This is a genomic window from Streptomyces hydrogenans, from assembly GCF_014656075.1.
In the GTDB taxonomy this organism is placed as follows: Bacteria; Actinomycetota; Actinomycetes; order Streptomycetales; family Streptomycetaceae; genus Streptomyces; species Streptomyces hydrogenans.
Window position 1 is genome coordinate 23,384 of record NZ_BNBS01000001.1, and the last position, 24,747, is coordinate 48,130.

A 24,747-nucleotide genomic window follows, 5' to 3' on the forward strand; every position below is an offset into this window, starting at 1 on the left:
CCCGCTGCTCGCCGCGGCCGAGGCGTGGCCCGACCCCTGGTTCCGGCCGTGGGAGCCCCCGCCGGCACCGGCCGGCCCACCCCCGCGCCCGACTCCCCCGGCCTGTCGGGCGGCGCGGGTGCGGCCGCCGGTGGCAGAGTGGCGGCATGTGCGGCCGATACGCTTCCACCCGCAGCCCCCAGGAGCTGACCCGGCTCTTCCAGGTGACCGACTGGCGGCCGGAGGAGACCCTGGAACCCAGCTGGAACGTCGCGCCCACCGACCTCGTGTACGCCGTCCTGGAGCGCGCGGACCGGGACGGCGACGACCGGGTCCGCCGCGAACTGCGGGCGCTGCGGTGGGGCCTGGTGCCCTCGTGGTCCAAGGACCCCGGAGCGGGCGCCCGGATGATCAACGCCCGGGTCGAGACGGCGCACGAGAAGCCCGCCTACCGCAGCGCCTTCGCCCGGCGCCGCTGCCTCCTGCCCGCCGACGGCTTCTACGAGTGGGAGCGGGTGAAGGACGAGGCGACGGGAAAGCCCCGCAAGCAGCCCTACTTCATCCACCCGGCCGACGGCGAGCCGATGGCCATGGCGGGCCTGTACGAGTACTGGCGCGACCCCGCCGTCACCGACGACGACGATCCGGCCGCCTGGCTGACCACCTGCACGATCCTCACCACCGAGGCGACCGACGCGGCCGGCCGGGTCCACCCCCGGATGCCGCTCGCCCTCTCCCCCGACCACTACGCCGACTGGCTCGACCCCCACCACCACGACACCGCCGACCTCCGCGCCCTGCTCGGGCGGCCCGCCCACGGACGTCTCGACGTCCGGGCCGTCTCCCCGGCCGTGAACAACGTGCGCAACAACGGCCCCCACCTCCTCGACGCCCCGGCCTGAACCGGGCCGGGCCGCCCCGCGCGCTCAGGCGGGGGGGCAGGTCGGCGACGCGGTAGCCGACCCCGGGCGTCGTCGTGATGACCGGCGGGTCGCCCAGTTTCCGGCGCAGCCGGCCGACCGTGACCGTCACGGTGTGGGTGAACGGGTCGGCGTTCTCGTCCCAGACCTGCTCCAGGAGCTCCTCGGTGCTGAGGAACCCCGGGGCCGCGCGCAGCAGCGCCTCCAGGACGGCGAACTCCTTGACGGACAGGTCCAGGGGCCGTCCGTCGCGCAGGACGGTGCGGCGCACCGGGTCGAGTTCGAGTCCGGCGGCGCGCAGGGTGCGGGCCCGGGCGGTCGGCCTGCGGCGGGCCAGGGAACGGACGCGGAGGATCAGCTCCGGGAAGTGGAAGGGCTTCGCGAGGTAGTCGTCGGCGCCGAGGGTCAGGCCGCTGACCCGGTCGCCGGGAGCCCCGGCCGCGGTCAGCATCAGCACCATGGGCCGGTCGTCCCGCTCGGTGATCATCTGGCAGAGGGCGTCGCCGTGGATGCCGGGCAGGTCCCGGTCGAGGAGCACGACGTCGTACGCGTTCAGGTCGAGCCGCTCGGCCGCGGCCAGGCCGTCGTGCGCGACGTCGACGGCCATGCCCTGGTCCCGCAGCCCCTCGGCGACCACCTCGGCGAGGGACCGCGCGTCCTCCACCACCAGCACCCTCACCCGTCAGCCCTCCGTACCGGCCGCCGCCGGCAGCTCCACCGTGACGCGCAGGCCGCCGGCCGGCCGGGCCAGCAGGACCAGCCGGCCGCCGTGCGCCGCGACGATCGCGGCGACGATCGACAGTCCCAGGCCCGAACTCCCCTCCGAGCCCGTCCGGTCGGCGCCGAGCCGCTCGAAGGGCTCCGTCAGCCGGTCCACCCGCTCCTGGTCGAGGACGGGGCCGCCGGTCTCGACGACCAGGCGCGCCCCGCCCGCGTCGTGCGCGGTGGCGAGCCGGATCGTGCCGCCGTCCTCGTTGTGCGCGATCGCGTTGTCGACCAGGTTCTCCACCATGCGGGACAGCAGCGGCCGGCTGCCGCGCGTCCGGGCCCCGGCCCGGGTGTCGTCGTCGACGGTCAGTTCCTTCGGGGCGAGGTCGGCGGCGCGGGCGGCCAGCGCCTCCCGGGCCAGCTCGTCGAGCGCCACGGGGGCCGGGTCGCCGAGGGCGCCGTGCTGGGCCCGGGCGAGCAGCAGGAAGCCGTCGAGCAGGTGGTCGACCCGGTCGAGCTCGGTCCGGAGCCGGCCGGCGAGCGCCACGGTCTGCGCGGAGGGTTCCGGTTTGGCGACGGCGACGTCCAGCGACGCCCGCATCGTCGCCAGCGGCGTGCGCAGTTCGTGCGAGGCGTTGCCGACGAACCGCCGCTGGGCGACGAACGAGGCCTCCAGGCGTTCCAGGAGGCCGTCGACGGTGTCGGCGAGCTCCTTGACCTCGTCGACGGGACCGGCCACGGCCAGCCGCTCGTCCAGGTTCTCCGCCGAGATCCGCCGGGTCGCCGCGGTGATCAGACGCAGCGGCCGCAGGACCCGGCCCGCGAGGATCCGGCCGAGGAGGAGCGAGAGGCCCGCCATCACCACCAGCGCCACGAGCGAGCCGACCAGCCACTGCCGGCTCGTCTGGGCGTGGACCTCGGCGAGCTGCCGCCGCACCTCCGCGACCTGCTGCGCGGTGGCGCCGGCGGACGGGTCGGCCGGTGCCTGTCCGGGGGCGACGTCGGTGATCCGCCCGCCGGACATCAGGTAGGTGAGGGCGAGGAGGACGATCCCGGAGCCGAGGAACCCCGCGGCGTACAGGAGGGTGAAGCGCCGTCCGACGGTACCGCTGCGCAACCTGCTCATGCTCCTCTTCCCGCCGTCGGCGTCCTGCCCGGGCCCCAGCATGCCCCGTCGGACCTCACAGCGGTGTAACAGGGACCGTTCGGGCCGCGTGAGGGCCCGGTCCGTAGACAGGTCCCATGACGACGACCCACGAACGACTCCGCGGGGAGTGGACCAGGTTCCGGCGCCCGGGCCGGCTGATCGCGATGGGGGCGGCGGCGCTGGCCGTCGTGCTCCTCGGACTGCTGTACGCCTCCGGCAACCGCGCGTCCTGCGACGGCACCTGTCCCCCCGCGCCGACCGCCCGCGACGGCTCCCGCGTCAACGACCAGTTCGCCCTCTACCACCGCGACCTCGGCGAGAACGGCAGCATCACGGTCCGGATGACGTCCATGACCGGCACGATCACCTACCCGCCGCCCGGCCACGACCGGATCGTCCCGGGCCTGGTGCCCTGGGCGAAGGCCGGGATCATCATCAAGGACGGGCTCCGCCAGGGTTCCCCGTACGCGGCGCTGATGCTCACCGGGAGCCACGGCGTGCGGATGCAGTACGACTACCGGCACGACATCGCGGGGAGCGCGGGCGGGGTCTCCGCCGCGTCGCCGCGCTGGCTGCGGCTGACGCGGTCGGGGGACACGGTCACCGGCTACGAGTCCGCCGACGGCACGCGCTGGACGCGGGTCGGCTCCGCCCGGCTGTCCGGTCTGCCCGGGGCCGTGCGCGTGGGCCTCTTCGCCACCTCCCCGGGGGATCTGACGCTGCGGCGGGCCGGCCTCGGCGGCGCCACGGAGCAGGTGCGCTTCACCCAGGCGGGAGGCGTCTTCGACCGCGTCGAGGTCCGGGGCGGGGCCTCCTCCGCGGGCTGGCGCGCGGACATCGTCGGCACGATGAACGAGACCGAGTGGGAGCGGGACCACCGGGCGTCCGGGGCGGTGGAGAAGGACGGCACGGTCACCGTCACCGGCGTCGGCGACATCGGGCCGGGCGGCACGGAGAACGGCAACCGTCCGGTGGAGGGCACGCTGGGCGGCCTGTCCCTCGCCCTGCTCGTCGTGCTGGTGGTGGCGGTGCGCTTCGCGACCGCCGGCGGCGGCGCGGGGCTCACCCGCCCGGAGCTCGCGGCCCGGGCGGCCGTCGTCGGCGCCGTGACCTTCGTGACCGGTCTCCTCGCCGTGGGGATCACGGTCCCGGCCGGTGCGGCGATCCTGAAGGGGAACGGGATTCCCGTCCTCGCCGTCCCGGCGCCCACCACCGTGCGCGTCGTCGTCGGCACGGCCGCCGCGCTCGCCCTCGCCGCCGTGCTCGCCGTCGCGCTCGGCTCCCTGCTGCGGCGGGCCCGGTTCGCGCTTCCCGTCGCCGTCCTGGCGATCGCGGTGCCCTACGTCGTGACGTCCGTTCCGCTGCTCGCCGACGGGCTCGCGCGGTGGCTGCTGCGGGTCACGCCGGCGGCCGGTTTCGGCACCCGGCAGACCCTGGTCCCGTATCCGCAGGTCACGGCCCACTACGCGCCGTCGGCCGGATACTTCCCGCTGCCGTGGTGGGCCGGTCTCGCCGTGCTGTGCGGGTACGTGGTGGTGCTGCTGGGGTGGGCTCTGACCCGGCTGCCGCGGGCCGACGGGGACGCGGCGGTCGCGGAGCCGGCCGCCGCGTGGAGGTGACGGCGACGCCCCGTGGCGCGGGGCGCGTGCCGTCCCGGATCAGCTGACGAACTCCTCGTCGCCGTACCGCACTTCGGTCGTGTTCCAGTCGACGCCCAGGTCCTGGGTGAACTTCCGGGCGAGCGCGAGGTCCGCGAGCGGGGCGACGAGGACCAGCTGCCCGTCGAGGGTGGTCGAGCCCCCGCCGAGCCGTTCGCGGGCCTCGGGGTCGGCGACGAGCGCGTCGTGCAGCCGGGTCGGGCTGACGCCCTCGGCCCGGATCCGGACCGCGTCCGTCTCCGGCGAGGTCCTCGGCAGGCAGCGGAAGGTGAGGACCGACTCCTGCCGGTACCGCTTGGCGATGACGCCGGCGATGTGGTGGAGGCCGTCGCGGCCGACCCGGTCGACCTCGAACTCGCGGGAGCGCTCGTAGGTGGCCCGCTGGAGGTCGGAGGACCAGAAGACGCCCTCCAGGAGGGTGGAGGGGCCGGACTCCGCGCCGTGGGCGCGGATGATCCGGCGCACCTCGTGGCCGAAGCGGACGAGCCGGGTCCGGAGGCGGGGGTCGTCCGGGTCCGTGATGATCGCGGTGTTGTCGGTGGCGAAGATCTCCGCCTCGGACGGACAGGTCCCGCGGTCCGGGCCCGGCGCGTCCTCCCCCGCGTGCGCCACGCCCGACAGGCTCAGGGTGAGCGCGGTGACCAGGACCGCGGCGGACAGCCGTCCGCGCATGAGGGTGTCGTTCACGCCGCGCTCAACGAGCCGGGGCCCGGATGGTGACACGACGCTCCGCGAAACCGGTGAACCTGCGGAGAGGGTCCCCCGGACGGCGGCCCGTCGCGCGACGCGACCGGCCGAGAGGGCCGTCGGCCTCCGCGACGACCCGTCGCCCCGGGCCCGGACCGGCCCGCCGCCCGCGCTCACCCGGCCGCACCACCGCCCCGGCGGCTTCGAAGCCACCCGGCGCGGACCGGGGTCACGGCAACGCGCGGGTGAGCCAGGCCACTTCGCCGTTCTCCTCGACGGAGAGGCGGTCCCGCTCGAAGCCGAGCTTCTCCAGGACGCGCAGGGACGGGGCGTTCCAGGTGCCGACGGTCGACCAGAGGCGCGTCCGCCCGGTCGCGGCCGCGGCCCGCAGCACGGCGCCGGCCGCCTCCGTGGCGTAACCGCGGCCGTGCGCGTGGCGGAAGAGCTCGTAGGCGATCTCGGGCTCGTCCAGCGAGGCGCGCCCGACGATCAGCCCGCAGTAGCCGATGAAGTCGCCCTCCTCCCGGCGCTGGATCGGCAGCAGGGCGATGCCGGTGGTCTCGGTCGCCGCGAGGAGTTCGACGATCCCCTTCCGGCTCTTCTCGACCGTGGGCGATCCCTTCTCGCGCTCGGAGAGCAGCGCGCAGAAGTCCTCCGCGTCCGACTCGGCCCACGGGCGCAGGATCAGCCGCTCGGTCTCCAGGTGATACGCCATCGTCTCGTACGTCGTCATGCCCTCACTCTGCCTCACCCCCGTCCGGGCGGTCCGGGCACGTCGCGCAGGGCCGAAGGGATCGGGACATAATGGACGGTGGCCATGCAGTGGGAGGCCGGCGGCCGATCAGGCGAAGGCCGGGCCTCGCATCGGACCCAGACGCGCCCAGGCGCGGAGGAAGCCATGCCCCCACCCCCACCCGGGCCCGGGGAGCCGGCCGAGTCGGTGGAACCGGCTCGCGACCGGGCCGCCCACAAGGGCCGTGTCCTGGCGATCGGCTACGCCGCCGTCGCCGCCGTCGCCACCGTCGTGTACCTCAACGTGCCGGAGCGGCACACCACCACCTGGGCGATCATGGGTCTCGGCAGCGTCGCCATGATGCTCACCGGGGTCCACCTCTACCGGCCCGCGCACCGCTGGCCCTGGTGGGTGCTCGCCTGCGCCAACTTCACCTTCGTGGCCGGGGACTCGACGTACAACATCATCGAGTCGTACCTGGAGCAGCCCAACCCCTTCCCGTCCCTGGCCGACGTCTTCTACCTCGCGACGTACCCGCTCTTCGCGGCCGGCATCTTCGGGTTCCTGAAGTACCGCTACCAGGGGCACGACCTCTCCGCGCTCCTCGACGCGCTGCTGCTGACCACCGGACTCGCCGTGCTGTCCTGGGTGTTCCTCATCAGCCCGCTGGGCATGTCGGACGGACTGACCTGGGTGGAGCGGGCCATCTCCATCGCCTATCCCCTCGGCGACATCCTGGTCCTCGCCATGCTGACCCGCTTCGTCCTCGGCGGGCTGCGGGACCGGGCCGTCCAATTGCTCGCCCTCGGTGCCGTCGGGCTGCTCGCCTCGGACGTGCTGTACGGGTACCTCCAGCTCCAGAACACCTGGCAGGTCGGCACCCCCATGGACCTCGGGTGGGTGCTGTACTTCACCGCCTGGGGGTTCGCGGCCCTGCACCCCTCCATGGTGCGGCTGACCGAGCCTCGGTCGGAGCCGCCGCGCGTCCGGATCCGCCGACGCCTCGCCGTGCTCGCCCTCGCCGCGCTGGTCGCCCCCGCCGTGCTCCTCGCGCAGGCCCTGAACGGCTCCGTCCGGGACGCCCCCGTCATCGCCGCCGTCTCCGCCGGCATGTTCCTGCTGGTGCTGCTGCGCCTGTGGCTGCTGGTCGTCGAGAACCGCAAGACGCTGGCCCGCGAGCGGAGCCTCCAGGTCGCCGCCGCCCTGCTGGTCTCGGCCCGCACCCGTGGGGAGGTCGCCACCGCCATCACCCGGGCCGCCGACGCGCTCTTCGGCTCGACGGAGCACGTCTCCCGGCTCCTCGTGCTCGACCGCGCGCGGGGCCTGCGCTCCGTGCCCGCCCCCAGCGAGAACGGGTCGTGGCTCCTGGACGACGGGGCCCGCCCCGCCACCGGGCCCACCGGGCCGGAGATCCGGCACCTGCCGGTCGCCCAGCTGGGGCCCGACGCCCGGGCGGCGCTCCGGCCCTTCCCCACCGCCCTGTTGTGCCCGCTGCTGCCGGGAGGACCGGGCGCGTCGACCCGGCCGCCGCTCGGCGCCCTGGTCCTCGCGGCGCCCGCCCCCGCGCTGCGGCAGGTCCAGGACCCGATGCGGTCCCTCGCCTTCCAGACGGCGCTCGCCCTCGAACGCGTCGGGCTCAGCGAGGAGATCACCAAGCGCGACAGCGAGGCGTACTTCCGGGCCCTGGTGCACAACGCCTCGGACGTGATCCTCATCCTGGGCGACGACGACAGCGTGCAGTACGCCAGCCCCGCCGCGGAGACCATGCTGGGTGCCGTCCCACCGGCCGACGCCCCGCTGAGCGACCTCGTCCACCCGAAGGACCGGATGAGGGCGGCAGGCGCCCTCACTCGGGCCCGCAGCCCGCACGACGGCCAGGTCCTGGACAACTGGAGCATGCTCGGTCCGAACGGCTCCACCCCGGAGGTCGAGGTGCGCTGCAGCGACCTGCGCGACGACCCCACCGTGGGCGGCATCGTCCTCACGCTGCGTGACGTCACCCAGCAGCGGACGCTGGAACGGGAGCTGATGCACCGGGCGTTCCACGACGCCCTGACCGGCCTCCCCAACCGGATCCTCCTGGTGGAACGCATCGGGCAGGCGCTGCTGCGGGACCGCCGCAAGTCCGCCGTGACCAGCGTGCTCTTCATCGACCTCGACGACTTCAAGCTGGTCAACGACATGATGGGGCACTCCGTCGGCGACGAGCTGCTCGTCGCCGTGGCCCGCCGGCTCAGCTCCACCCTGCGCCGCAGCGACACCGCGGCCCGGATCGGCGGCGACGAGTTCGCGCTGCTGGTCGAGGGGGCCAGGGAGCCGCGCGACGCCGACGCCCTCGCCGAACAGGTCGTGCAGGCGCTCGGCCGGCCCTTCCCGCTCTCCAACGGATCCGCCGGCATCTCGGCCTGCGTCGGGGTGGCCACCGCGACCGGCGCCGACGACGCGGAGTCGCTGATCGGGCACGCGGACCTCGCCCTGTACGCGGCGAAGTCCGCGGGCAAGCGGCAGTGGCAGAGCTACCGGCCGGCCCTGCACGCCCGGATGGAGGCCCGCCACGACCTCCAGGCCGGTCTCTACGACGCCATCGCCGAGGAGGGCTTCGAGCTGCGCTACCAGCCCATCGTGGAGATCGGCAGCGGGAACGTCACCGGCTTCGAGGCGCTGGTGCGGTGGCCGCGCCGGCGCGGCATGGTCCCGCCCGAACAGTTCATCGCCCTGGCCGAGGAGACCGGCCAGATCCTCCAGCTCGGCACCTGGGTGCTCAACCAGGCCGCGCGGGACGCCGCCCGCTGGCGGCACACCCGGCCCGAGGCGGAGCGGCTGCGGATCAACGTCAACGTGTCCGCGCGCCAGTTCCGCGACACCGGGTTCGTCGGCAACGTCCGCCACGTCCTGGACCGCTTCGGGCTCGGCGCGGGCTCGCTCACCCTGGAGCTCACCGAGTCGGTGCTGATGCGGCGCGACGAGCAGATCCGGGACACCATGCGGTCCCTCAAGGAACTCGGCGCCTCCATAGCCATCGACGACTTCGGGACGGGCTTCTCGTCGCTGAGCTACCTGCGGGAGTTCCCGCTCGACATCCTGAAGGTCGACAAGTCGTTCATCGACCAGATCGTCACCGACGGCCAGCAGGTGGCCATCGTGGAGGGCATCGTGCGCCTCGCCGACGTGCTGGGCCTCCAGGTCATCGCCGAGGGCATCGAGACCAAGGCGCAGCGGGACCTGCTGACCGCCATGGGCTGCGGCTACGGGCAGGGCTTCCTCTTCGCCGAGCCGATGACCGCGGACGAGGCGGAGGACTTCCTGGCGGTCCCGCCGGGGCGGACGCACCCCGCGCCGGTCCTCGGCCCGCTCACCCGGCGCGCCTCGGTCCCGGTCCGGCGCCACCGGCAGCGCTGGGAGGACCTCGGCCGGCTCCAGCACACCGCGCGGATGTGCGACGCCGTCATCGACCAGGTGGAGGGCCGCCGCATCCGCAGCGGCGGGCAGTGGCTCACCGACTTCGCGTCCTGCAACTACCTCGGCCTGGACCTCGACCCGGAGATCATGGACTCCATCGATCCGCAGGTCCGCGCGTGGGGGACCCACCCCAGCTGGTCCCGGCTGATCGGCAACCCCCGGCTGTACCCGGAGATCGAGGAGCGGCTCACCGAACTGCTCGGCGCGCCCGACTCCCTGCTGCTCCCGACCATCACCCTGATCCACACCTCGGTGATCCCGGTGCTCGCCGAGGGCGGGCACCTCTTCGTCGAACACCGCGCGCACCGCACGGTGTACGACGGCTGCCTCGTCGCCCGGGCGAACGGCGCGGCCCTGCGGCGCTTCCGGGCGGAGAGCCCCGACGAGCTGGAGACGCTGCTGCGGGCGACGCCCCGCTGGGGGCCGCGGCTGGTGTGCCTCGACGGCGTCAACAGCATGACGGGCAATCTGCCGGACCTCCGGGAGCTGGTACGGATCTGCGCCGAGCACGACGCGACGCTGTACGTGGACGACGCCCACGGGTTCGGCGTCATCGGCGAGCGCCGGTCCGACGAGAGCTCGCCGTACGGCAGCCGGGGCAACAGCATCGTGCGGCACCTGGACCTCGACTACGACCGCACCGTCCTGGTCGGCGGCTTCTCCAAGGCGTACTCCTCCCTGCTGGCCTTCCTCACCGCCCCCACCGAGGTGAAGGAGCACCTGAAGGTCGCCGCCGGCCCGTACCTGTACTCCGGCCCCTCCCCCACGGCCTCGCTGGCCACGGCGCTCGCCGGACTCGACGTCAACGACCGGCGGGGCGACGCGATCCGCGCCGACCTGTACCGCAAGACCGACCGGGTGCTGCGCCACGTGCGGCGGCTGGGGGCCGCCACGCCGAACACCGACGGCCTGCCCATCGTCGAGCTGCCCCTGGAACGCGCCGAGGACCTGAACGGCGTCGCCGAGTACCTGTGGGACCAGGGCGTCTACGTCACGCTCGCCGCGTATCCGCTGGTCCCCCGCGACCAGGTGGGGTTCCGGATCCAGATCACGGCGGCGAACTCGGACGAGGAGATCGACGACCTGCTGCGGACCCTCACCGGCCTCGACGAACGCTTCCCGCTGAAGAAGCGGGCGGCGAGCGGGGCGGGACGGCGGTGACGACGCCCCGGCGCAACGCCGACGCCGACTGGGACGCCTGGCCCGTCGAGGAGTACCTGGCGGAGAACTACCGGGCGCTGCACCCCTGCGACGTCGCCGTGATCCGGCACCACGCGGCCCTCTACCGGCGCCTCGGACCGGGCAGTGTGGAACGGTCCGTCGAGTTCGGCGCCGGACCCAACCTGTACCCGCTCATGCCCGCCGCCACCGCGTGCCGGGCCGTCGACGCGCTGGAGCCCGGCGCGGCCGGCCACGCCTACCTCCGCGCGCAGCTGCGGAAGGGTCCCGACCCGAGCTGGCAGCCGTTCTACGCCCTGTGCCGACGCCTCGACCCGGCCCTGCCGCGCACCCTGGCGGCGGCGCTGCGGGGGGTGACCGCGGTGCGGGGCGACGTGCGGGCCGTGCGGCGGAACGCGTACGGCCTCGGCTCGATGTCCTTCGTCGCCGAGAGCGTCACCGAGGACCACGCCGAGTTCGCCCGGTTCTGCGGGGACTTCGCCCGCTGCGTGCGGCCGGGCGGGCACCTGCTGGCCGCGTTCATGGAGAACATGCCGAGCTACCGGATCGGCACCGGCCCGCTCTGGCCGGCCTGCCCGGTCGACGCCGGGGTGGTCCGCGAGGCGTTCGCCCCGCACACCCGGCGGCTGGAGATCCGGCGGGTCGAGAAGGACCCCACCCTGCCCGACTACGGCGACACCGGCATCCTGTTGCTGCACGCCGTGCGCGCGGACCGCTGACCCCGCGCGCCGGCGCGGATGTCGTCGAGCACGAAGGCCGTGTTGACGACGGCGACGTGGCTGAACGCCTGCGGCGTGTTGCCCAGCTGACGCCGCCCCACCGGGTCCCACTCCTCCGAGAGGAGGCCGACGTCGTTGCGGACGGACAGCACGCGGTCGAAGACGTCGCGCGCCTCGTCGCCGCGCCCGACGAGGGACAGGGCGTCCGCGTACCACAGGGAGCAGGCGAGGAAGGCCCCTTCGCCGCCGGGCAGGCCGTCCACCTCGTGGACCGCGCCGCCGCGGGCCTCCTCGACCTCGTACCGGCGCAGGAAGCCGCCGTGGTCGAGCCGGCGCACCGCCTCGACGGTGTCGCGCACCCGCCGGTCGCCGGGCGGCAGGAAGCCCAGTTTGGGCAGGAGCAGGGCGGAGGCGTCGATCCGGCGGGAGCCGTAGTACTGCACGAAGGAGCGCCGGCCCTCGTCCCAGCCCCGCTCGCACACCTCGCGCCGGACGAGGTCCCGCATCCGCCGCCAGCGCGGTTCGCGCGAGCGCAGCCCCATCACGCGGGCCAAGCGCAGGGCGCGGTCGGCGGCGACCCAGGACATCACCTTGGAGTGCACGAAGTGGCGGGGCGGGCCCCGGACCTCCCACAGCCCCTCGTCGGGGTCCTGCCAGCGCTTCTCCACGTGGTCCATGAACGAGACGATCAGGCTGCGCATCCGGGCGTCGAGGGTCACTCCGGAACGCAGCGCCGAGTAGAGGGTGTTCATCACCTCGCCGTAGACGTCGAGCTGCACCTGGTCGGCGGCGGCGTTGCCGATGCGGACCGGCGAGGAGTCCTCGTACCCGGGCAGCCACGGGGCGGACCGCTCGCCCAGCCGCCGCTCCCCGCAGATCCCGTACACCGGCTGGAGGTCGGAGGGTTCGCCGGCGATGGTGCGGATCAGCCACGCGTTCCAGGCGGTCGCCTCCTCGCGGTAGCCGCTGCGCATCAGGCAGGAGAGGGTGAAGGCGGAGTCGCGGAGCCAGCAGAACCGGTAGTCCCAGTTGCGTTCGCCACCGGGGTGTTCCGGGAGGGAGCAGGTGGCCGCGGCGACGATGCCGCCCGTCGGCGCGTACGTCAGCGCCTTCAGGGTGATGAGCGAGCGGATCACCGCCTCGCGGGCGGGCCCCTCGTAGCGGCACTTCGCCGACCAGGCGAGCCAGAAGCGGAGGGTCTCGTCGAGGGCCGCCCGGGAGTCGGGGACGGGCACGTCGGTGTCGGCGAGGTGCGAGGGGGTCCAGCGCAGGACGAACCCGAGGCGCTGGCCGGCCGACACGGAGAACCGGAGCGACGCCCCGGTCTCCGTGACGGACATGTCCACCGGCTGCTCGCAGAGCAGCGACATGGCGTCGGGCCCGGCCACGGAGCGCATCGCGCGCTCCCCGGCCTCCCAGTTGCGCGGCACGACCCGGCCGTGGTCGAAGCGCGGGCCGAACTCACCGCGCATCTGGACGTGCCCCGAGATGCCCTCCACGATCCTGATGACGCACGGGAACTGACGCCGCGGCGGCATGAAGTCCGTCAGCCTGACGGCGCCTCCGACGGTCTCCCACACGGTGTCGAGGACGAGCGTCTCCCCGCGGTACGACCGCCGGCCGGCGGTCGGACGATCGGCCGGGCCCATCCACCACTGTCCGTGGGACTCGGTGCCGAGCAGCGCCGCGAAGCTGGCGGGCGAGTCGAAACGGGGCACGCACAACCAGTCGATCGCCCCGTCCCTGCCGACGAGTGCAGCCGTCTCGAGATCACCGATCAGGGCGTAATCCTCGATCTTTCCGGCCATGATGGAGATTCTAGTACCGATTCGCGTGACGGCCAGGGTCGACGGTTCCGCGATCATTCCTTTCCGGTGCGCGGGATTTCCCTCTCATTGACCACCGGGCGGCCGGAGAAGCATCATGGAATGTCCCCGCTCCTCGGGGCCGGAGGTGTTCCGATTGGTCACTCATCCGTTGCGCCGGTCCACGGACCGTGGCGGGTCGCCGGGGCGTGACACCGTGAGCCTGGTGGTCCTCGTCGATCCCGGCGATCCCGATCCCGGCCGTTTCCTCGACCGGCTCCCGGGCTCCGTGGACGAGGTGGTGACGGTCGAGGCGCCCGGCCCGGGCCGGCCCCACCGCTGGCCGGACATCGCGTGGGGGGACCGCATCGTCCTGATCCAGGCCGACGGCAGCATGTCCCCCGACGACATCCCGCATTTCCTGTACTACCTCGACCACGGCTTCGACTTCGTCAAGGGTTCCCGTTTCATCGCGGGCGGCGAATGCACCGCGTATCCGCCGCTCCGCAGAATGGGACACCGCTTTCTGCTCGTCACGGCCCGATGTCTCTACGGTCAGCAACTGACCGACGTGTGGTACGGATTCTGCGCCTTCCGCCGGGAATTCCTGCCCCTCCTGGAGGAACAGCCGGAACCCCCCGAGCTGGTGGGCCCCGAGATCGTCGTCCACGCCCTGCACTACGGCCTGCGGATCGCCGAGGTGCCGAGCCGGGAGGCACCGGGCCCCGCCCGGAAGACGACCGCCAGGACCTTCCACGAGGGGCGGCGCATCCTGCGCGTCCTGTGGCGGGAACGCCCCCGGAACGCGCTGCTCAGACTCGTCGCCCGGCACCGGCGCGGTTGACGCCCGGAGGAACGTGCCTAGAGTGGAGAGAACAGGCAGCAGCACGAAGACGATCCGGAAGAGGCCCTCGGTGTCCTCACTCCAGGAACCCCGTTTCGCGTCGCCCGCCCCGCATCCGCTGCGACGAGCGACCGACTGGCCTTCGTGCGGCCCCCGCCCCGGCGGTCCCGTCGGAGGAGCCCGCCGCCCCGGCCGCCGTCGCTCCGACCGCGTGCTGCGGGCCGCGCCCGTCGTCCGCCCCCTGACCGGCCGCCGCCGGATCGCACCGCGCCGCCGCAGGCGCTCCCGCTCCACGGGCAACCGCTCGGGAGCCCGCCGCCACTCGTCGGGCTCGGGCGCCGCCGACGGCCCGCCGGCCGCCGATCCCCCGCTTCCGCCGCTCTCGCCCCCACCCCGCCGTCCGCGCGGTGAGGCGTCCCCGCGTGCCCGCTTCCGGCCACCGCCGGCCCGCCCCCGCGCGGTCACGGCCGACCGGTCCCGTCCGCCTCTGCCGCGCGAGGTGACGTCGTGACCGCCAGGAACCTGTCCCAGCTCGCCCGGGCCCAGGTGCTCCTGCTCAACCGACGGGACCCCTGGCATCCGCAGGCGGGCGGAGCGGAGGTCTACTGCTTCGCGCTCGCCCGCCGGCTCGCCGCCGCGGGCGCCGAGGTCACGCTGTTCACCGCCCGGTACCCCGGCTCCGCCCCGCTCGGCGTGGCCGACGGGGTGCGGATCGTGCGCGTCGGCGGCCCCTACGGCGTCTACCCGGCGGCCGCCCGCCATCTGCTGCGCCACCGGCACGGCTACGACGCGGTCGTCGACTTCCAGAACGCGATCCCGTTCTTCTCGCCGCTCTTCACCGGCCGCCGCACCGCCACCGTGCGCGTCATCCACCACATCCACCGGCAGCGGTTCGACGACCACTTCCGCTGGCCCCTCAGCAGCCTCGGCCGGCTCCTGGAGAAGCACGCCGGCCGCGTGGTCTACCGCGGCCGGCCCGTGGTCGTGTCCTCGCCGTCGACCCGCGAGGACACCCGGCGCGAACTGCGCCTGGCCGATCCGGTGTACGTCGTCCCGAACGGCGGCCCCGCTCCCCCGGCGCACCCGGTCGCGCCCCGCGCCGACACCCCGACCCTCACCGTCGTGAGCCGGCTGGTCCCGCACAAGCGGGTCGAGCTGGTGATCCGGGCGGTGCCCGCGCTGCTCCCGCGCTTCCCCGAACTCCGGGTGCACGTCTGCGGGGACGGCTCCGAACGGGACCGGCTGCGCGCCCTCGCCGCCGCCACGGGAGCGGACGGCGCCGTCACGTTCCACGGGCACGTGGACGAGCGGCGCAAGCAGGAGCTGCTGGCGCGGGCGTGGCTGACCGTCGTCCCCTCCTCGGCCGAGGGCTGGGGCCTCACCGTCATCGAGGCCAACGCCGTCGGCACCCCCGCCGTCGCGTACGACGTGCCGGGGCCGCGCGACGCGGTGCAGCACCGGCGCAACGGCTGGCTGCTGGCACCCGGCGCCGACCTCGCCGAGGGCGTCGCGGACGCCTTGGAGGAGCTGGCGGACCCGGCGCTGCGCGAACGGTACGGGGCGGGCTGCCGCGCCTGGGCCGCCCGCTTCTCCTGGGACGCCAGTGCCGAGCGGCTGGCCGCCGTGGTGCTGGAGGAGAGCCGTCGGCTCCGCAGGCACCGCAGGTCGCGGCGGCGGCCGAACGACCTCACGGCGGCCGGCCGCTTCCGGGTCGCCGACGGGGACGCGATGGAACGCGCCATCCGGCGGACGCTGCGCCAGACCGACGACTACGCCCGCCGCGGCGACGACTTCCGGCTGCTCCTGCACGGCTGCGACGAGGCGCGCGCCGCCCGGGCGCTGCGCCGGCTCGGGGTCCACGACGGCGCGGTCACCCTCGCCTCCCGGCGGGACCTGCTGATCGGCAGCGGCGAGGGGCGTCCGTCATGACCTCCGTACGACGGACCGCCGCCGCGCGGCGCACCGGACCCGGGACGTCCGCCGGGGCCCTCCCCCTGTCGGACGACCGCCGCTCCGTGCCGCCGCCGCGCGGGCGGGCCTCCGCGGACCGGCCGAGGAGGGCCGTCCCGTGACCGGGGCCGCGGACCCGTTCGTCGTCGTCGTGTCGGGCCCCGGGGGCGTGGGGAAGTCCGCCCTCGTCCGCCGGCTCGCCCCGATGCTCCGGGAGGACGGCTTCACCGTGGAGATCGCTCACAGCCACGGGTGCGTGCTGTGCCGACGGCACGCCCCGACCCCGGGCCCGGAGGACCCCGGGAAGCCCCGGGCCCGTGCGGGCCGCTCCGGCCGGGCGTTCCTGGAGCGCGCGCACGGCTTCGTGGACGCCGCCGAGCTGTCCGCGCGGCTGGCGGCGGCGCGGCGCCGGGCGGCCCGGAACGCCCGGGGGCGGCGGCCCTCGCTCGTGCTCGCGGACCGGGGCCCGCTCGACGGGCTGGTCGCGTACGACCCCGCCCCGGACGGCCTCCCGGCACGCCGGTTCCTGAGGTCGGCGGGCCGGTGCGACCTCGCCCTGCTCCTGGAGGCCGAGCCGGACGTGCTGCTGGCCCGCGATCCCGACCACACGCGCGCGGGACTGGAGGAGACCGGGCGGCGGTACCGGCGCTGGGCCGGCGCGCCGGGGCCGCCCCTGGTCCGGCTGCGCTCCGGTCCGGCGCCCCGGTCGACGGCCGACGACGCCCTGCGGCTGGTGCGGGAGCGTCTGCCCGGCCCCGGCCCGGTGACCGCCCGCCCTCGGGTGGTGCTGTCGGTCTTCGACGACCCGGGCGACGCGGAGCACCGGGGCGGCCACGCGGTGGTCGTCGGGAAGGTCGCCCGACGGCTGGCGGAGGAGTGCGACGTCACCGTCGTCACGGCGGGCTCCCGCCGGTCGGCGCCGGTCGACGGCCGGGTGATCCGCCGCCGGCTCCCGGTGCACCGCGCCGGCCACCGGGCGGGCCGGCTGCTGTTCCGGGCGCTGCTGCCGCTCGCCGCCCGCCGCGTCCCGCACGACCTGTGGCTGGAGAGCCTCGCCCCGCCGTTCCCCGGCGGCCTCCTGCCGCTGTTCACCCGGGCCCCGGTGGTCGGCATCGGCCCGGGCCGCGGCGGCGCCCCGGGGCGCGGCTGCCGCCCGCCGTTCTCCCTCGTGGAGCGGATCGGCCTGCGCCGGTACCGCGCCCTGGTGGTCCCCGACGACGCCGGCGCGGCGGCCGTGCGGAGCCTCGGCCGCCGGACGGACGTCGAGGTGATCCCCGCCGGGGTGGCCCCGCGGCCGCCCGGCGAGCGGCCCCACGACGACGGCTTCGTCCTCTTCCTCGGGCGCCCGGACATCCGGCGCAAGGGCCTCGACCTGCTCCTGGAGGCCCACGCCCGCGCGAACCCGGCGATGCCGCTGCTGATCGCCGGCGGCGGCACGAGGGCCGAGGAGCGCGCGCTCGACCGGCTCCTCGCGCGGGAGGCGCGCGGCGGGGACGTCCGCCGGCTCGGGCACGTCACCGAGGAGCACAAGGAGCGGCTCCTCGCCGACTGCTGCTTCGTCGTGATGCCGTCGCGGCACGCGGCCTTCGGCCTGGTGGCCCTGGAGGCCATGGCCCACGGCAAGCCCGTCCTCCACTTCGACCTGCCGGGGCTGCGCTGGACCGGGGCCGGCGGCGGCGTGGCCGTCCCGGCGTTCGAGGTCGAGGCGCTGGCGGAGGCCATGCGCCGGCTGGCCTCGGACTCGCCCTGGCGCCGACGGCTCGGCCACGACGCGCTCGCCACGTCCCGGGCCCGCCCCTGGTCCCTGACGACCGACCGCTATCTGTCGCTGACCCGCCGGCTGCTCGACGGCGCGCCGCCCTCCCCCGTCCCTCGCCCGCCGTGGCGCGAGGTGAGCCCGCCATGACCGGCGCCCACCCGCGCTCCTCCTCCCCCGAGGCGTCGCCGGCCTCCACCGCCCGCAGGCCGCCGCGCGGCGGGCCCGCGCGGCCCGCGACCGGGAGCGCGTGATGGTCCCGGCGACCCGGCGGCCCCGTGTCCTCCTCGTCACCCCCGGCCCGCTGGACGGCCGGGACGGTACGGACATCGCGCTGGCCTCGGCGGTCGCCGAGGTGATGACGGAGGCGGACTTCGTGTGGTTCGCGCGCCGGCCGAGGCGGTCGGGGCCCTCCCCCGTCGTGGGCGGCCGGCCCGTCCCCGTGTACTCCCGGGACGGCCTGGCGCACGGGCGGCAGCGGCTCCAGGTGGCCCTGCGCAGCGTGCCGCTGGCCCGGGGGGCGGACCTCGCGCACGTCGTGATGACGATCGGGCCCGGCTACCCGCGCTTCTCGCGCGTCTGGCCCCGGCTGATCGGCGGCACCCCGGTGCTGCACACCGTGCCCGGGGTGGCGGAGCCCGACCTGCTGCACCGGGCCCGTCCGCTGGGGACGACGGTGGCCCTCTCCGACGTCACGGCGCGCCAGCTGGGCGGCGCGGGCTTCGGCGACGTGGCCGTCGTGCTGCCGATGATCCGGCTGGACCGGTGGCCGCTGGTGCCCCGGCCGGTCGACGGACCGCCCACCGTCCTGGTGACCGGGCACCACGACCCGCTGGGCGGCGCGTCCGACGCGATCCGGGCCGCCGCCGTGGCCGTACGGGCCGGGGCGCGGATGCGGCTGCTCCTCGCGCTGCGGGGGCGGCCCGGCCAGGACGTGCCCGCGCTGGAGCGGGGGCTGCGGGAACGGGCCGCGCGGGAAGGGCTGTTCGGGACGGACGTCCTCGGCCGGGTCGACGACGTGCAGGGGCTGCTGGCCGCCTCCGACGTCCTGCTCTTCCTCCCCCGCGACCTCGGCGGGAAGGCGGACATCCCGCTGACCGTCCTGGAGGCGCTGGCCACGGGGCGGCCGGTCATCCTCAGCGACCTGCCGGAGTTCGCCGTCCTGCGGGACGCCGTGCTGCGCACCCCGCCGGGCGACGCCCACCGCGCGGGCCATCTGCTGCGCCAGCTGCTCGACCGCCCGTGGTGGTGGCAGAGCCTCGCCGAGCAGGGCCGGGCCACTGTGCGGCGCGACTTCACGCCCGAGCGCTTCCGGGCCCGGTACGCGGCCCTGTACCGGCGGCTGCTGCCCTGACCCGCCCGAGCGGCGTCCCGGGCCGTCTCAGCTCCGCAGCAGCGCCAGCTGGTGCGCGACGGCTGCGCTGACGCGCCGCTCGTCGTCCGTGGCGAGGAGATCGAGCAGGGCGCCCCGCAGGACGGCGAGGGCGAGGGTACGACGGACGGCGCCGGCCTCGCCGTCGCGCTCGGACGGCGGCTGGCAGTCGGCCAGGGCGGCGAGCCAGTCCTCGACGGTCGCCCGGGCGAACCCGGCCCAGGCCCCGTCCGGTTCGACGAGGGAGCGCGTGTACGCCTCCGCCCACAGCCGCAGCAGCGGCCGGTGCTCCTCCGCCGCGAGCCACGCCCAGACCCGCTCGACGGCCGGCACCAGCCCGACCGGGGCCTCGGGCTCCCTGGCCCGGCCGAGCAGCGCCACCTCGTCCGCCCGGGCCCGCGCCAGCAGGGCGCGGACCAGGCCGTCCTTGCTCCCGAAGAGGAAGAGCAGGACCCGGGGGCTGGAGCCGATGGCCTCGGCGAGCGGGCGCAGCGACAGGTCGGCCAGGCCGTGGGCGAGGGCGTACGCGTACGCCGCCTCCAGCAGCTCGGTCTGCCGGGCGGACGGGGTTGGCGTTCTCTGGGGCACGTGGCTAGCCTAACGTAACTGAAACGACTGTTTCAGTGCCGCGCCGCAGAGTGCGGGGCGAGAACCACGGGTCCGGGAGAACAGCCCATGACACAGCAGGACGAGACGCGGATCGCCGTGCGCCGCGCCACCCACCCCGGCGACCTGGGGTGGGTCGTGATGACCCACGGCGAGGAGTACCACCGGCAGTTCGGCTGGGACACCGACTTCGAGGCGCTGGTCGCCGGGATCGTCGCCGACTACGCCGGCGGGCACGACCCGGCCCGTGAGGCGGCCTGGATCGCGGAGCTGGACGGCCGCCGCGTGGGCTGCGTCTTCCTGGTCGGCGGCGACCGGCCGGCCCAGGCCAGGCTGCGGCTCCTCCTGGTCACCCCGGAGGGCCGGGGCCTGCGCCTCGGGACCCGCCTGGTCGCGGAGTGCCTGGCCTTCGCCCGCGCGGCCGGATACGAGCAGGTGACCCTGTGGACGAACGACGTCCTGGTGGCGGCCCGCGGGATCTACCAGGGCTTCGGCTTCACCCTCGCCGACGAGGAACCCCACCACAGCTTCGGCCACGACCTGATCGGCCAGAACTGGACGCTGGACCTGGGGCCGGAGGGAGACCGGTCCGGGCCCCGCTGACGGTCCGGGGCGACGCAGCGGGCTGACGGGCCATCGGATACGGTCCCGTCATGGACCCGCCGACTCCCGAAGACCCCGGCCGCATAGGCCCGTTCCGTCCTTCGAGGAGGCCCTCGGCATCGCCTGGACCGACAACGTGCGCCCGCACGCGGTCGTCATCACGGTGCTGGGCGCGCTCGTCGCCGTACCGTGGAGGCCACGCGGACGCCCCAGCCTCGCCGTCCACCTGACGGTGGCGTCGGCGGTCGCCGCGGCCCGCAACGTCCTCATGCTCATCCGGCACCTCCAGCTCCCGACGGGCCGAGACCGCCTCCCCGCCGCCCCCTCACGCCCCGAAGGCACCCCATGCCCCTGCGCCCCGCCACCGCCCGCGACGCCGCCCTCCTCTGGAACGTGCTGCTGGAGGCGTACAACTGGACCGGCGAGCAGCGCTTCACCGTCGAGCGGCTCGCCGCCGACCCGCACGCCGCCCGCTACCTCTCCGGCTGGCCCCGCGAGGACGACTTCGGCGTCGTCGCCGAGACGGAGACCGGCGAACCGGTCGGAGCGGCCTGGGCGCGCCGCCTCCCGGAGGACGCGCCCGGCTACGGCTTCGTGGCGCCGGACGTCCCCGAACTGACCCTGGCGGTCCTGCCCGCCCACCGCGGCCGCGGCCACGGCCGCGCCCTCATGGCGGCCCTCATCCGCTCCGCCGCCGACCGCTCCACCACCCGCCTCAGCCTCAGCGTCGAGGACGGCAACCCCGCCGTCCACCTCTACACGTCCCTCGGCTTCACGCCCGTGGGCCGCAACGGCGGCTCGGACACGATGCTCCTCACCCTGTGACGGGCGCCGGACCGACCGCCGGGCCACCGGCGCGCCCCCCGGTACCGCGTCTCCGGCACGTCCACCGCGCGCGTACCCCCGGGACGGCTCCCGCCGGGTTCTCAGGCGGTGCGCCGGCCCGCGCCGGTCGCCGCGGTCGCGGCGTGCTCGCGGCGGGCGGCCTGGAGGAGCCCGGCCCAGTCCCGTACGGTGGGGCGGCGCTTCAGCAGGGCGCGGCGCTCGCGCTCCGTCATGCCGCCCCAGACGCCGTGCTCGATCCGCCGGTCCAGCGCGTACGCCAGGCACTCGGCGCGCACGGTGCAGCCGACGCACAGCTCCTTGGCCTGGTTCTGGGCCGCCCCCTCCACGAACAGGTCCTCGGCGTCCGCCTCCCGGCACCGACCCGACGCCATCCAACTACCGTCCACACGATCCCCCTTGACCCGCATGCCACTCCTCCGACGATCAGTGGCGTTCATTGATCAGGCACGCTACGTAGGCATGTGCTGCGGGTCTACACCTCGCCCCACCCTTCGCTCCATCGGGTGACATCCGCACGCATTTCCGGCCACTTTTCGTGACCATCCGTCAGCGCCGGACGCGCGGGGAACACGACCGCGACCCCGATGGCCTCCTCGCCGACGCGCACCGACCGGCCCGTAGTTCAGGCTCGCCGGCCGCCCGTCCTGCCCACCGAGGACCGCCGCCCGAGGACCGCCGCCGGTCACGGCGGTCCGGTCGGCTCAGACGTGCAGGTCGAAGTGGCCGGTGGCGCGGACGAGGCCGTTCACCTGGATGTCGACGGTGTGCTTGCCGGGGTAGTAGCGGCGGGTCCGCACCTCCCGGATCGCGTGGGCCTTCTCCACGGACCGGCGCTCGCCCGGGCCGAGTTCGAGGGTGGCCAGTTTGAAGACCTTGGGAAGCGCGCGCCCGTTGCCGCGCACGTGGTGCACCACGTAGTCGACGGTGACGCGGTGCGGCCGGGTGTCGGTGTTCTCCACGTCGAAGCCGATCGCGAGGGTGTCCCCGAGGGTCACCGTCCCGGGAGTCACCGTCAGCCGGGGCACCCGGACGTGCTCGCCGCCCGTGGCTCCCAGCAGGGCCAGGGCCTGCTGGTCGCCCTTCTTCACCAGGGTCCGCAGGCCGTGCCGGACGATCCAGGCGGTCTCGGGCGTCGGGCTCTCCTCCAGCCACCGCGTCGCGGTGGCGAGGGCGAGGTCCGGGGAGTCCTTGGAGATGTCGTTCAGGTTGTTGCCGACGGACGTGCGCACGTACGGGGAGGGGTCGGCGCGCAGCGGTTCGAGGAGGGCGAGGACCGGCCGCGGGTCCTCGACGAACCGGGTCAGCGTCCGCGCCCACGGCAGCCGGGGGCGCACCCCCTCGCTCGCGAGGCGCCGCACGTTGTGGCTCGGGCTCAGCGCCCAGTCGGCGACGCGGTCCATCGTGAGGGCGTGGTGCCGCTCGACGTAGGGGCGGACCGCGTACTCGCCGGTGTGCCGCCGGGTGATCGCCTCGATGGCGTCCAGCGACACCTCGGGGTGGTCGAGACCGTACTCCTCGACGAACCGGGCGACCGGCATGAGGAACCAGCTGGTGGTGAACATCCCCTGCCCCTCGGCGAGTTCGTCACCCAGTACGGACAGCAGGACGGGTACGGCCTCCGGGTACGCGGCGGGCAGCCGGGTGCGCAGCCCCTCCGCCAGCACGAGGACCCGGTCCTTCAGTTCCTTCCCGACGACCCGCGCCTCGACCTCGGCCGCGTATCCGTCCACGTCGAACGCCGGCCGGACGACCCGGACCCTCTCCCCGACCAGACGTGCCGCCTCCCCGTCGAAGTACCGCTTCAGGCCGTACTCACCCGCCATGCCCCAGAACCCGCCTTCGTCTCGTCCGCTACGGAGAAAACCCTTCCCCGCAGCCTACGTTCGAGCCCGGCGGGTATCCGGCCTCCGCGGCCGAGAGGGCCGAGAGAGCCGGGCCGGCGGAGGATCGGCCGCGCCCGACACCCCCGGGCGACGGTGTGCGCGGTCCTCAGGCGTCGGGGAACCAGTCCTGGCCCCGGGACCAGTGGGTGACCCAGCCGGTGAAGCCGGGGATGCCGGGCATCGGGGGGTCGGCGACGTGGGAGCCGAAGGGGAGCGCGCCCTCGCCGGCGATCTGCCAGACGTGGCCGCGCTGCGGGCCCGTGACGACGAGGTGCCAGTACATGCCGCAGCCGTCGGTGCCGAGCAGGAGCGAACCGTGGTCGAAGACGGCGCTCGTCCAGGCCTCGAACTCCTCCTCCGGCAGGGCCGGGTCCTCGTCGTCCTCCCAGACCCATGCCTCCGTGAGCGGGAAGGGCTCGGCGAGGCGGCGTTCGGGGCGGCCCGCCCCCCAGTCGGGCGGCGTCTGCGCGAGGGGCAGCAGACCGTAGTACGGCGGTCCCGCGCGCAGTCCGTCGCCGACCTCCGCGACGAAGGTGCGGTACGGCTCCGGGAGGACGACGCCGTGCTCCGCCTCGAAGGACCGCACCGCCTCCCAGCCGGCCGGCGGCGCCGCGTCGGGGTGGGAGGCGAGGAGCTCGCGGAGGGCGGCCAGCTCGGCCGGGTCGCAGGTTTCCGTGTTCATTCCGCCATCATGCAAGAGTCGGCGGGCGCACCGCGGGGCGGGCGGGCAGCCGCTGGATCGGGGCCCGTTCCACCAGGTCGGAGGGCCTGTCCAGGTCGGGGGGCCTGTTCCAGGTCGGGGGCGTGAAGGCGACGGCGGCCACGGAGTCGCTCACGGGCGGCTGGATCCCCCCTCGGGCGGGGGCTCCGTCCGGCTGGTGGCCCGGTGGACGCTGGGCCGGCGTCCCGTGTGGCGGGTGAAGATGCCGGCGAAGGTCCCCGGGTCGCGGTAGCCGACGTCGGCGGCGATGGCGGCGACGGTGCGGTCGGTCGTCTCCAGGAGGTGAACGGCCCTGCGTACGCGCGCGCCGTGCAGGTACGCGAGCGGCGTCCGGCCCGTCTCCGCGCCGAAGCGGCGCAGCAGGGTCCTGGTGCTGACGCCGAACTCCCGGGCGAGGGCCGGCAGGTCGTAGCGGGCGGCGAGGTTCTGGTCGAGCCGGCGCATGACGGTCGCGGCGAAGGCGTGCCCGGTGGCCGGCAGGAGGTTCGTGTCGACGTACGGGGACTGGGTGGACCGGGTGTCGTCCAGGAGGGCGACGCGCGCGGTGGCCCGGGCGGCGCGGGGGCCGTCGTGGTCGCGGACGAACCGCAGCGCGAAGTCGTACATGGCGCTGAACGCCGCGGTGGTCGTCACTCCCCGGTCGGTCACCACGAGGCTCTCGGCACGGACCCGGACGTCCGGGTGGCGACGGGCGAGGCGGTCCGCGTACAGCCAGGACGTGGTCGCCTCGCGGCCCTGGAGCATTCCGGCCTCCGCCAGGAGGAAGGCGCCGACGCAGATCGACACCACGGCGCTCCCCTCGGCCGCCCGGTCGCGGATCACGGCGAGTTCGGGGGCGAGTCCCGCGAGCGCCGTGTCCGGGTCGAGCGTGGGCGGCAGGTCGAAGCCGGGCACGATCAGGACGTCGGCGGGGCGGACCGCGGAGACGTCGACGCGGGCGCCGCCGACGGCGTGCACGCGCCTGCGCGGGGAGACCACGGAGGTCTCGTACGACGGCTCCGTCCGCCCCTGCGCGGCGGTGACGTGCGCGGCCATGGTCAGGAGGTCGGGCACGCCGTACACCTCCGACGCGAAGCAGCCGGGGTAGGCCAGGACGCTCACGCGCAGGGGGCTCATACGGGTCTCCGAGGGGACGGGGCGAGGGCAGCCGAGGGGGACGGGGGGCGAGGGCA

The 24,747-nt window shown here is 75.2% G+C and carries 20 protein-coding genes and 1 pseudogene; 10 read left to right on the forward strand and 11 right to left on the reverse strand.

Translation table 11 applies throughout. The annotated features are described in order from the left end of the window. Nucleotides 1-146 precede the first annotated feature (146 nt). Nucleotides 147-881 carry an SOS response-associated peptidase gene (locus IE321_RS00095; RefSeq protein WP_043222037.1) on the forward strand — a complete coding sequence of 245 codons (735 nt, stop codon included), beginning with the start codon at nucleotides 147-149 and terminating at the stop codon, nucleotides 879-881. Nucleotides 882-927: 46 nt separating this feature from the next. Here the strand turns inward: IE321_RS00095 and IE321_RS00100 are convergent. Together IE321_RS00100 and IE321_RS00105 are read right to left on the reverse strand one after the other, a co-directional pair. Further along, a pseudogene (locus IE321_RS00100) lies at nucleotides 928-1,578 on the reverse strand (response regulator transcription factor); the annotation flags it as partial. A gap of 3 nt (nucleotides 1,579-1,581) precedes the next feature. Continuing rightward, nucleotides 1,582-2,733: a sensor histidine kinase gene (locus tag IE321_RS00105; RefSeq protein ID WP_190221224.1), complete on the reverse strand. Its 1,152-nt coding sequence runs from the start codon at nucleotides 2,731-2,733 to the stop codon at nucleotides 1,582-1,584. Nucleotides 2,734-2,849: 116 nt separating this feature from the next. On the opposite strand from IE321_RS00105, the gene IE321_RS00110 reads away from it, so the two are divergent. Further along, the gene (locus tag IE321_RS00110) at nucleotides 2,850-4,373 is read left to right on the forward strand and encodes a DUF1349 domain-containing protein (RefSeq protein WP_190221225.1); all 1,524 of its coding nucleotides are present in this window, start codon (nucleotides 2,850-2,852) and stop codon (nucleotides 4,371-4,373) included. A 39-nt stretch (nucleotides 4,374-4,412) separates the two neighbouring features. Here IE321_RS00110 and IE321_RS00115 read toward each other — a convergent pair whose 3' ends face one another. Both IE321_RS00115 and IE321_RS00120 read right to left on the reverse strand, forming a co-directional pair. After that, a complete protein-coding gene (locus tag IE321_RS00115; RefSeq protein WP_226652449.1) occupies nucleotides 4,413-5,099 on the reverse strand; it encodes a hypothetical protein in 687 nt (228 codons plus the stop codon). A gap of 229 nt (nucleotides 5,100-5,328) precedes the next feature. Then, nucleotides 5,329-5,832: a GNAT family N-acetyltransferase gene (locus IE321_RS00120; protein ID WP_190221226.1), complete on the reverse strand. Its 504-nt coding sequence runs from the start codon at nucleotides 5,830-5,832 to the stop codon at nucleotides 5,329-5,331. Between the two features lie 165 nt (nucleotides 5,833-5,997). Here IE321_RS00120 and IE321_RS00125 point away from each other — a divergent pair, with 165 nt between their 5' ends. Both IE321_RS00125 and IE321_RS00130 read left to right on the forward strand, forming a co-directional pair. Next, entirely contained in the window at nucleotides 5,998-10,452 is a 4,455-nt protein-coding gene (locus IE321_RS00125) for an aminotransferase class I/II-fold pyridoxal phosphate-dependent enzyme (RefSeq protein ID WP_226652450.1), read from the forward strand. Then, nucleotides 10,449-11,189 (forward strand): class I SAM-dependent methyltransferase, encoded by a 741-nt coding sequence (locus tag IE321_RS00130; protein WP_190221227.1) that lies wholly within the window; start codon nucleotides 10,449-10,451, stop codon nucleotides 11,187-11,189. The genes IE321_RS00125 and IE321_RS00130 overlap by 4 nt, the downstream gene beginning before the upstream one ends. Here IE321_RS00130 and IE321_RS00135 read toward each other — a convergent pair. Beyond that, nucleotides 11,138-12,997, reverse strand: a complete 1,860-nt coding sequence (locus tag IE321_RS00135) for a glycoside hydrolase family 15 protein (protein WP_190221228.1) — start codon at nucleotides 12,995-12,997, stop codon at nucleotides 11,138-11,140. The two genes, IE321_RS00130 and IE321_RS00135, sit on opposite strands and share 52 nt — an antisense overlap. Nucleotides 12,998-13,211: 214 nt before the next feature. On the opposite strand from IE321_RS00135, the gene IE321_RS00140 reads away from it, so the two are divergent. The 4 genes from IE321_RS00140 to IE321_RS00155 all read left to right on the forward strand — a co-directional run bounded on the left by IE321_RS00140 (nucleotide 13,212) and on the right by IE321_RS00155 (nucleotide 18,898). Next, nucleotides 13,212-13,838: a glycosyltransferase gene (locus IE321_RS00140; RefSeq protein WP_043222029.1), complete on the forward strand. Its 627-nt coding sequence runs from the start codon at nucleotides 13,212-13,214 to the stop codon at nucleotides 13,836-13,838. A 507-nt stretch (nucleotides 13,839-14,345) separates the two neighbouring features. After that, on the forward strand, nucleotides 14,346-15,767 hold the full coding sequence (locus IE321_RS00145; RefSeq protein WP_190221229.1) for a glycosyltransferase family 4 protein: 1,422 nt from the start codon (nucleotides 14,346-14,348) through the stop codon (nucleotides 15,765-15,767). Nucleotides 15,768-15,906: 139 nt separating this feature from the next. Further along, complete coding sequence (locus IE321_RS00150) at nucleotides 15,907-17,694, forward strand: glycosyltransferase family 4 protein (protein WP_190221230.1); 1,788 nt, start codon at nucleotides 15,907-15,909, stop codon at nucleotides 17,692-17,694. Between the two features lie 103 nt (nucleotides 17,695-17,797). After that, a complete protein-coding gene (locus tag IE321_RS00155; RefSeq protein ID WP_190221231.1) occupies nucleotides 17,798-18,898 on the forward strand; it encodes a glycosyltransferase in 1,101 nt (366 codons plus the stop codon). 27 nt (nucleotides 18,899-18,925) lie between these two features. On the opposite strand, the gene IE321_RS00160 is transcribed toward IE321_RS00155, so the two are convergent. Next, entirely contained in the window at nucleotides 18,926-19,504 is a 579-nt protein-coding gene (locus tag IE321_RS00160; protein WP_190221232.1) for a TetR family transcriptional regulator, read from the reverse strand. An 87-nt stretch (nucleotides 19,505-19,591) separates the two neighbouring features. Between IE321_RS00160 and IE321_RS00165 the strand changes: the two genes are divergently transcribed. Continuing rightward, the gene (locus tag IE321_RS00165) at nucleotides 19,592-20,125 is read left to right on the forward strand and encodes a GNAT family N-acetyltransferase (RefSeq protein WP_190221233.1); all 534 of its coding nucleotides are present in this window, start codon (nucleotides 19,592-19,594) and stop codon (nucleotides 20,123-20,125) included. Nucleotides 20,126-20,470: 345 nt separating this feature from the next. Beyond that, nucleotides 20,471-20,950 carry a GNAT family N-acetyltransferase gene (locus IE321_RS00170; protein ID WP_190221234.1) on the forward strand — a complete coding sequence of 160 codons (480 nt, stop codon included), beginning with the start codon at nucleotides 20,471-20,473 and terminating at the stop codon, nucleotides 20,948-20,950. A 101-nt stretch (nucleotides 20,951-21,051) separates the two neighbouring features. Here the strand turns inward: IE321_RS00170 and IE321_RS00175 are convergent, their stop codons facing one another. The 5 genes from IE321_RS00175 to IE321_RS00195 all read right to left on the reverse strand — a co-directional run bounded on the left by IE321_RS00175 (nucleotide 21,052) and on the right by IE321_RS00195 (nucleotide 24,691). Beyond that, a complete protein-coding gene (locus tag IE321_RS00175; RefSeq protein ID WP_190221235.1) occupies nucleotides 21,052-21,342 on the reverse strand; it encodes a WhiB family transcriptional regulator in 291 nt (96 codons plus the stop codon). Between the two features lie 330 nt (nucleotides 21,343-21,672). After that, entirely contained in the window at nucleotides 21,673-22,794 is a 1,122-nt protein-coding gene (locus IE321_RS00180) for a DNA alkylation repair protein (RefSeq protein ID WP_190221236.1), read from the reverse strand. Between the two features lie 166 nt (nucleotides 22,795-22,960). Next, nucleotides 22,961-23,536, reverse strand: a complete 576-nt coding sequence (locus IE321_RS00185) for an SMI1/KNR4 family protein (protein WP_190221237.1) — start codon at nucleotides 23,534-23,536, stop codon at nucleotides 22,961-22,963. Nucleotides 23,537-23,543: 7 nt separating this feature from the next. Next, a complete protein-coding gene (locus IE321_RS00190; RefSeq protein WP_190221238.1) occupies nucleotides 23,544-23,690 on the reverse strand; it encodes a hypothetical protein in 147 nt (48 codons plus the stop codon). Then, complete coding sequence (locus tag IE321_RS00195; RefSeq protein ID WP_190221239.1) at nucleotides 23,687-24,691, reverse strand: GlxA family transcriptional regulator; 1,005 nt, start codon at nucleotides 24,689-24,691, stop codon at nucleotides 23,687-23,689. Before IE321_RS00195 ends, IE321_RS00190 begins: the two co-directional genes overlap by 4 nt. Between the last annotated feature and the right edge of the window lie 56 nt (nucleotides 24,692-24,747).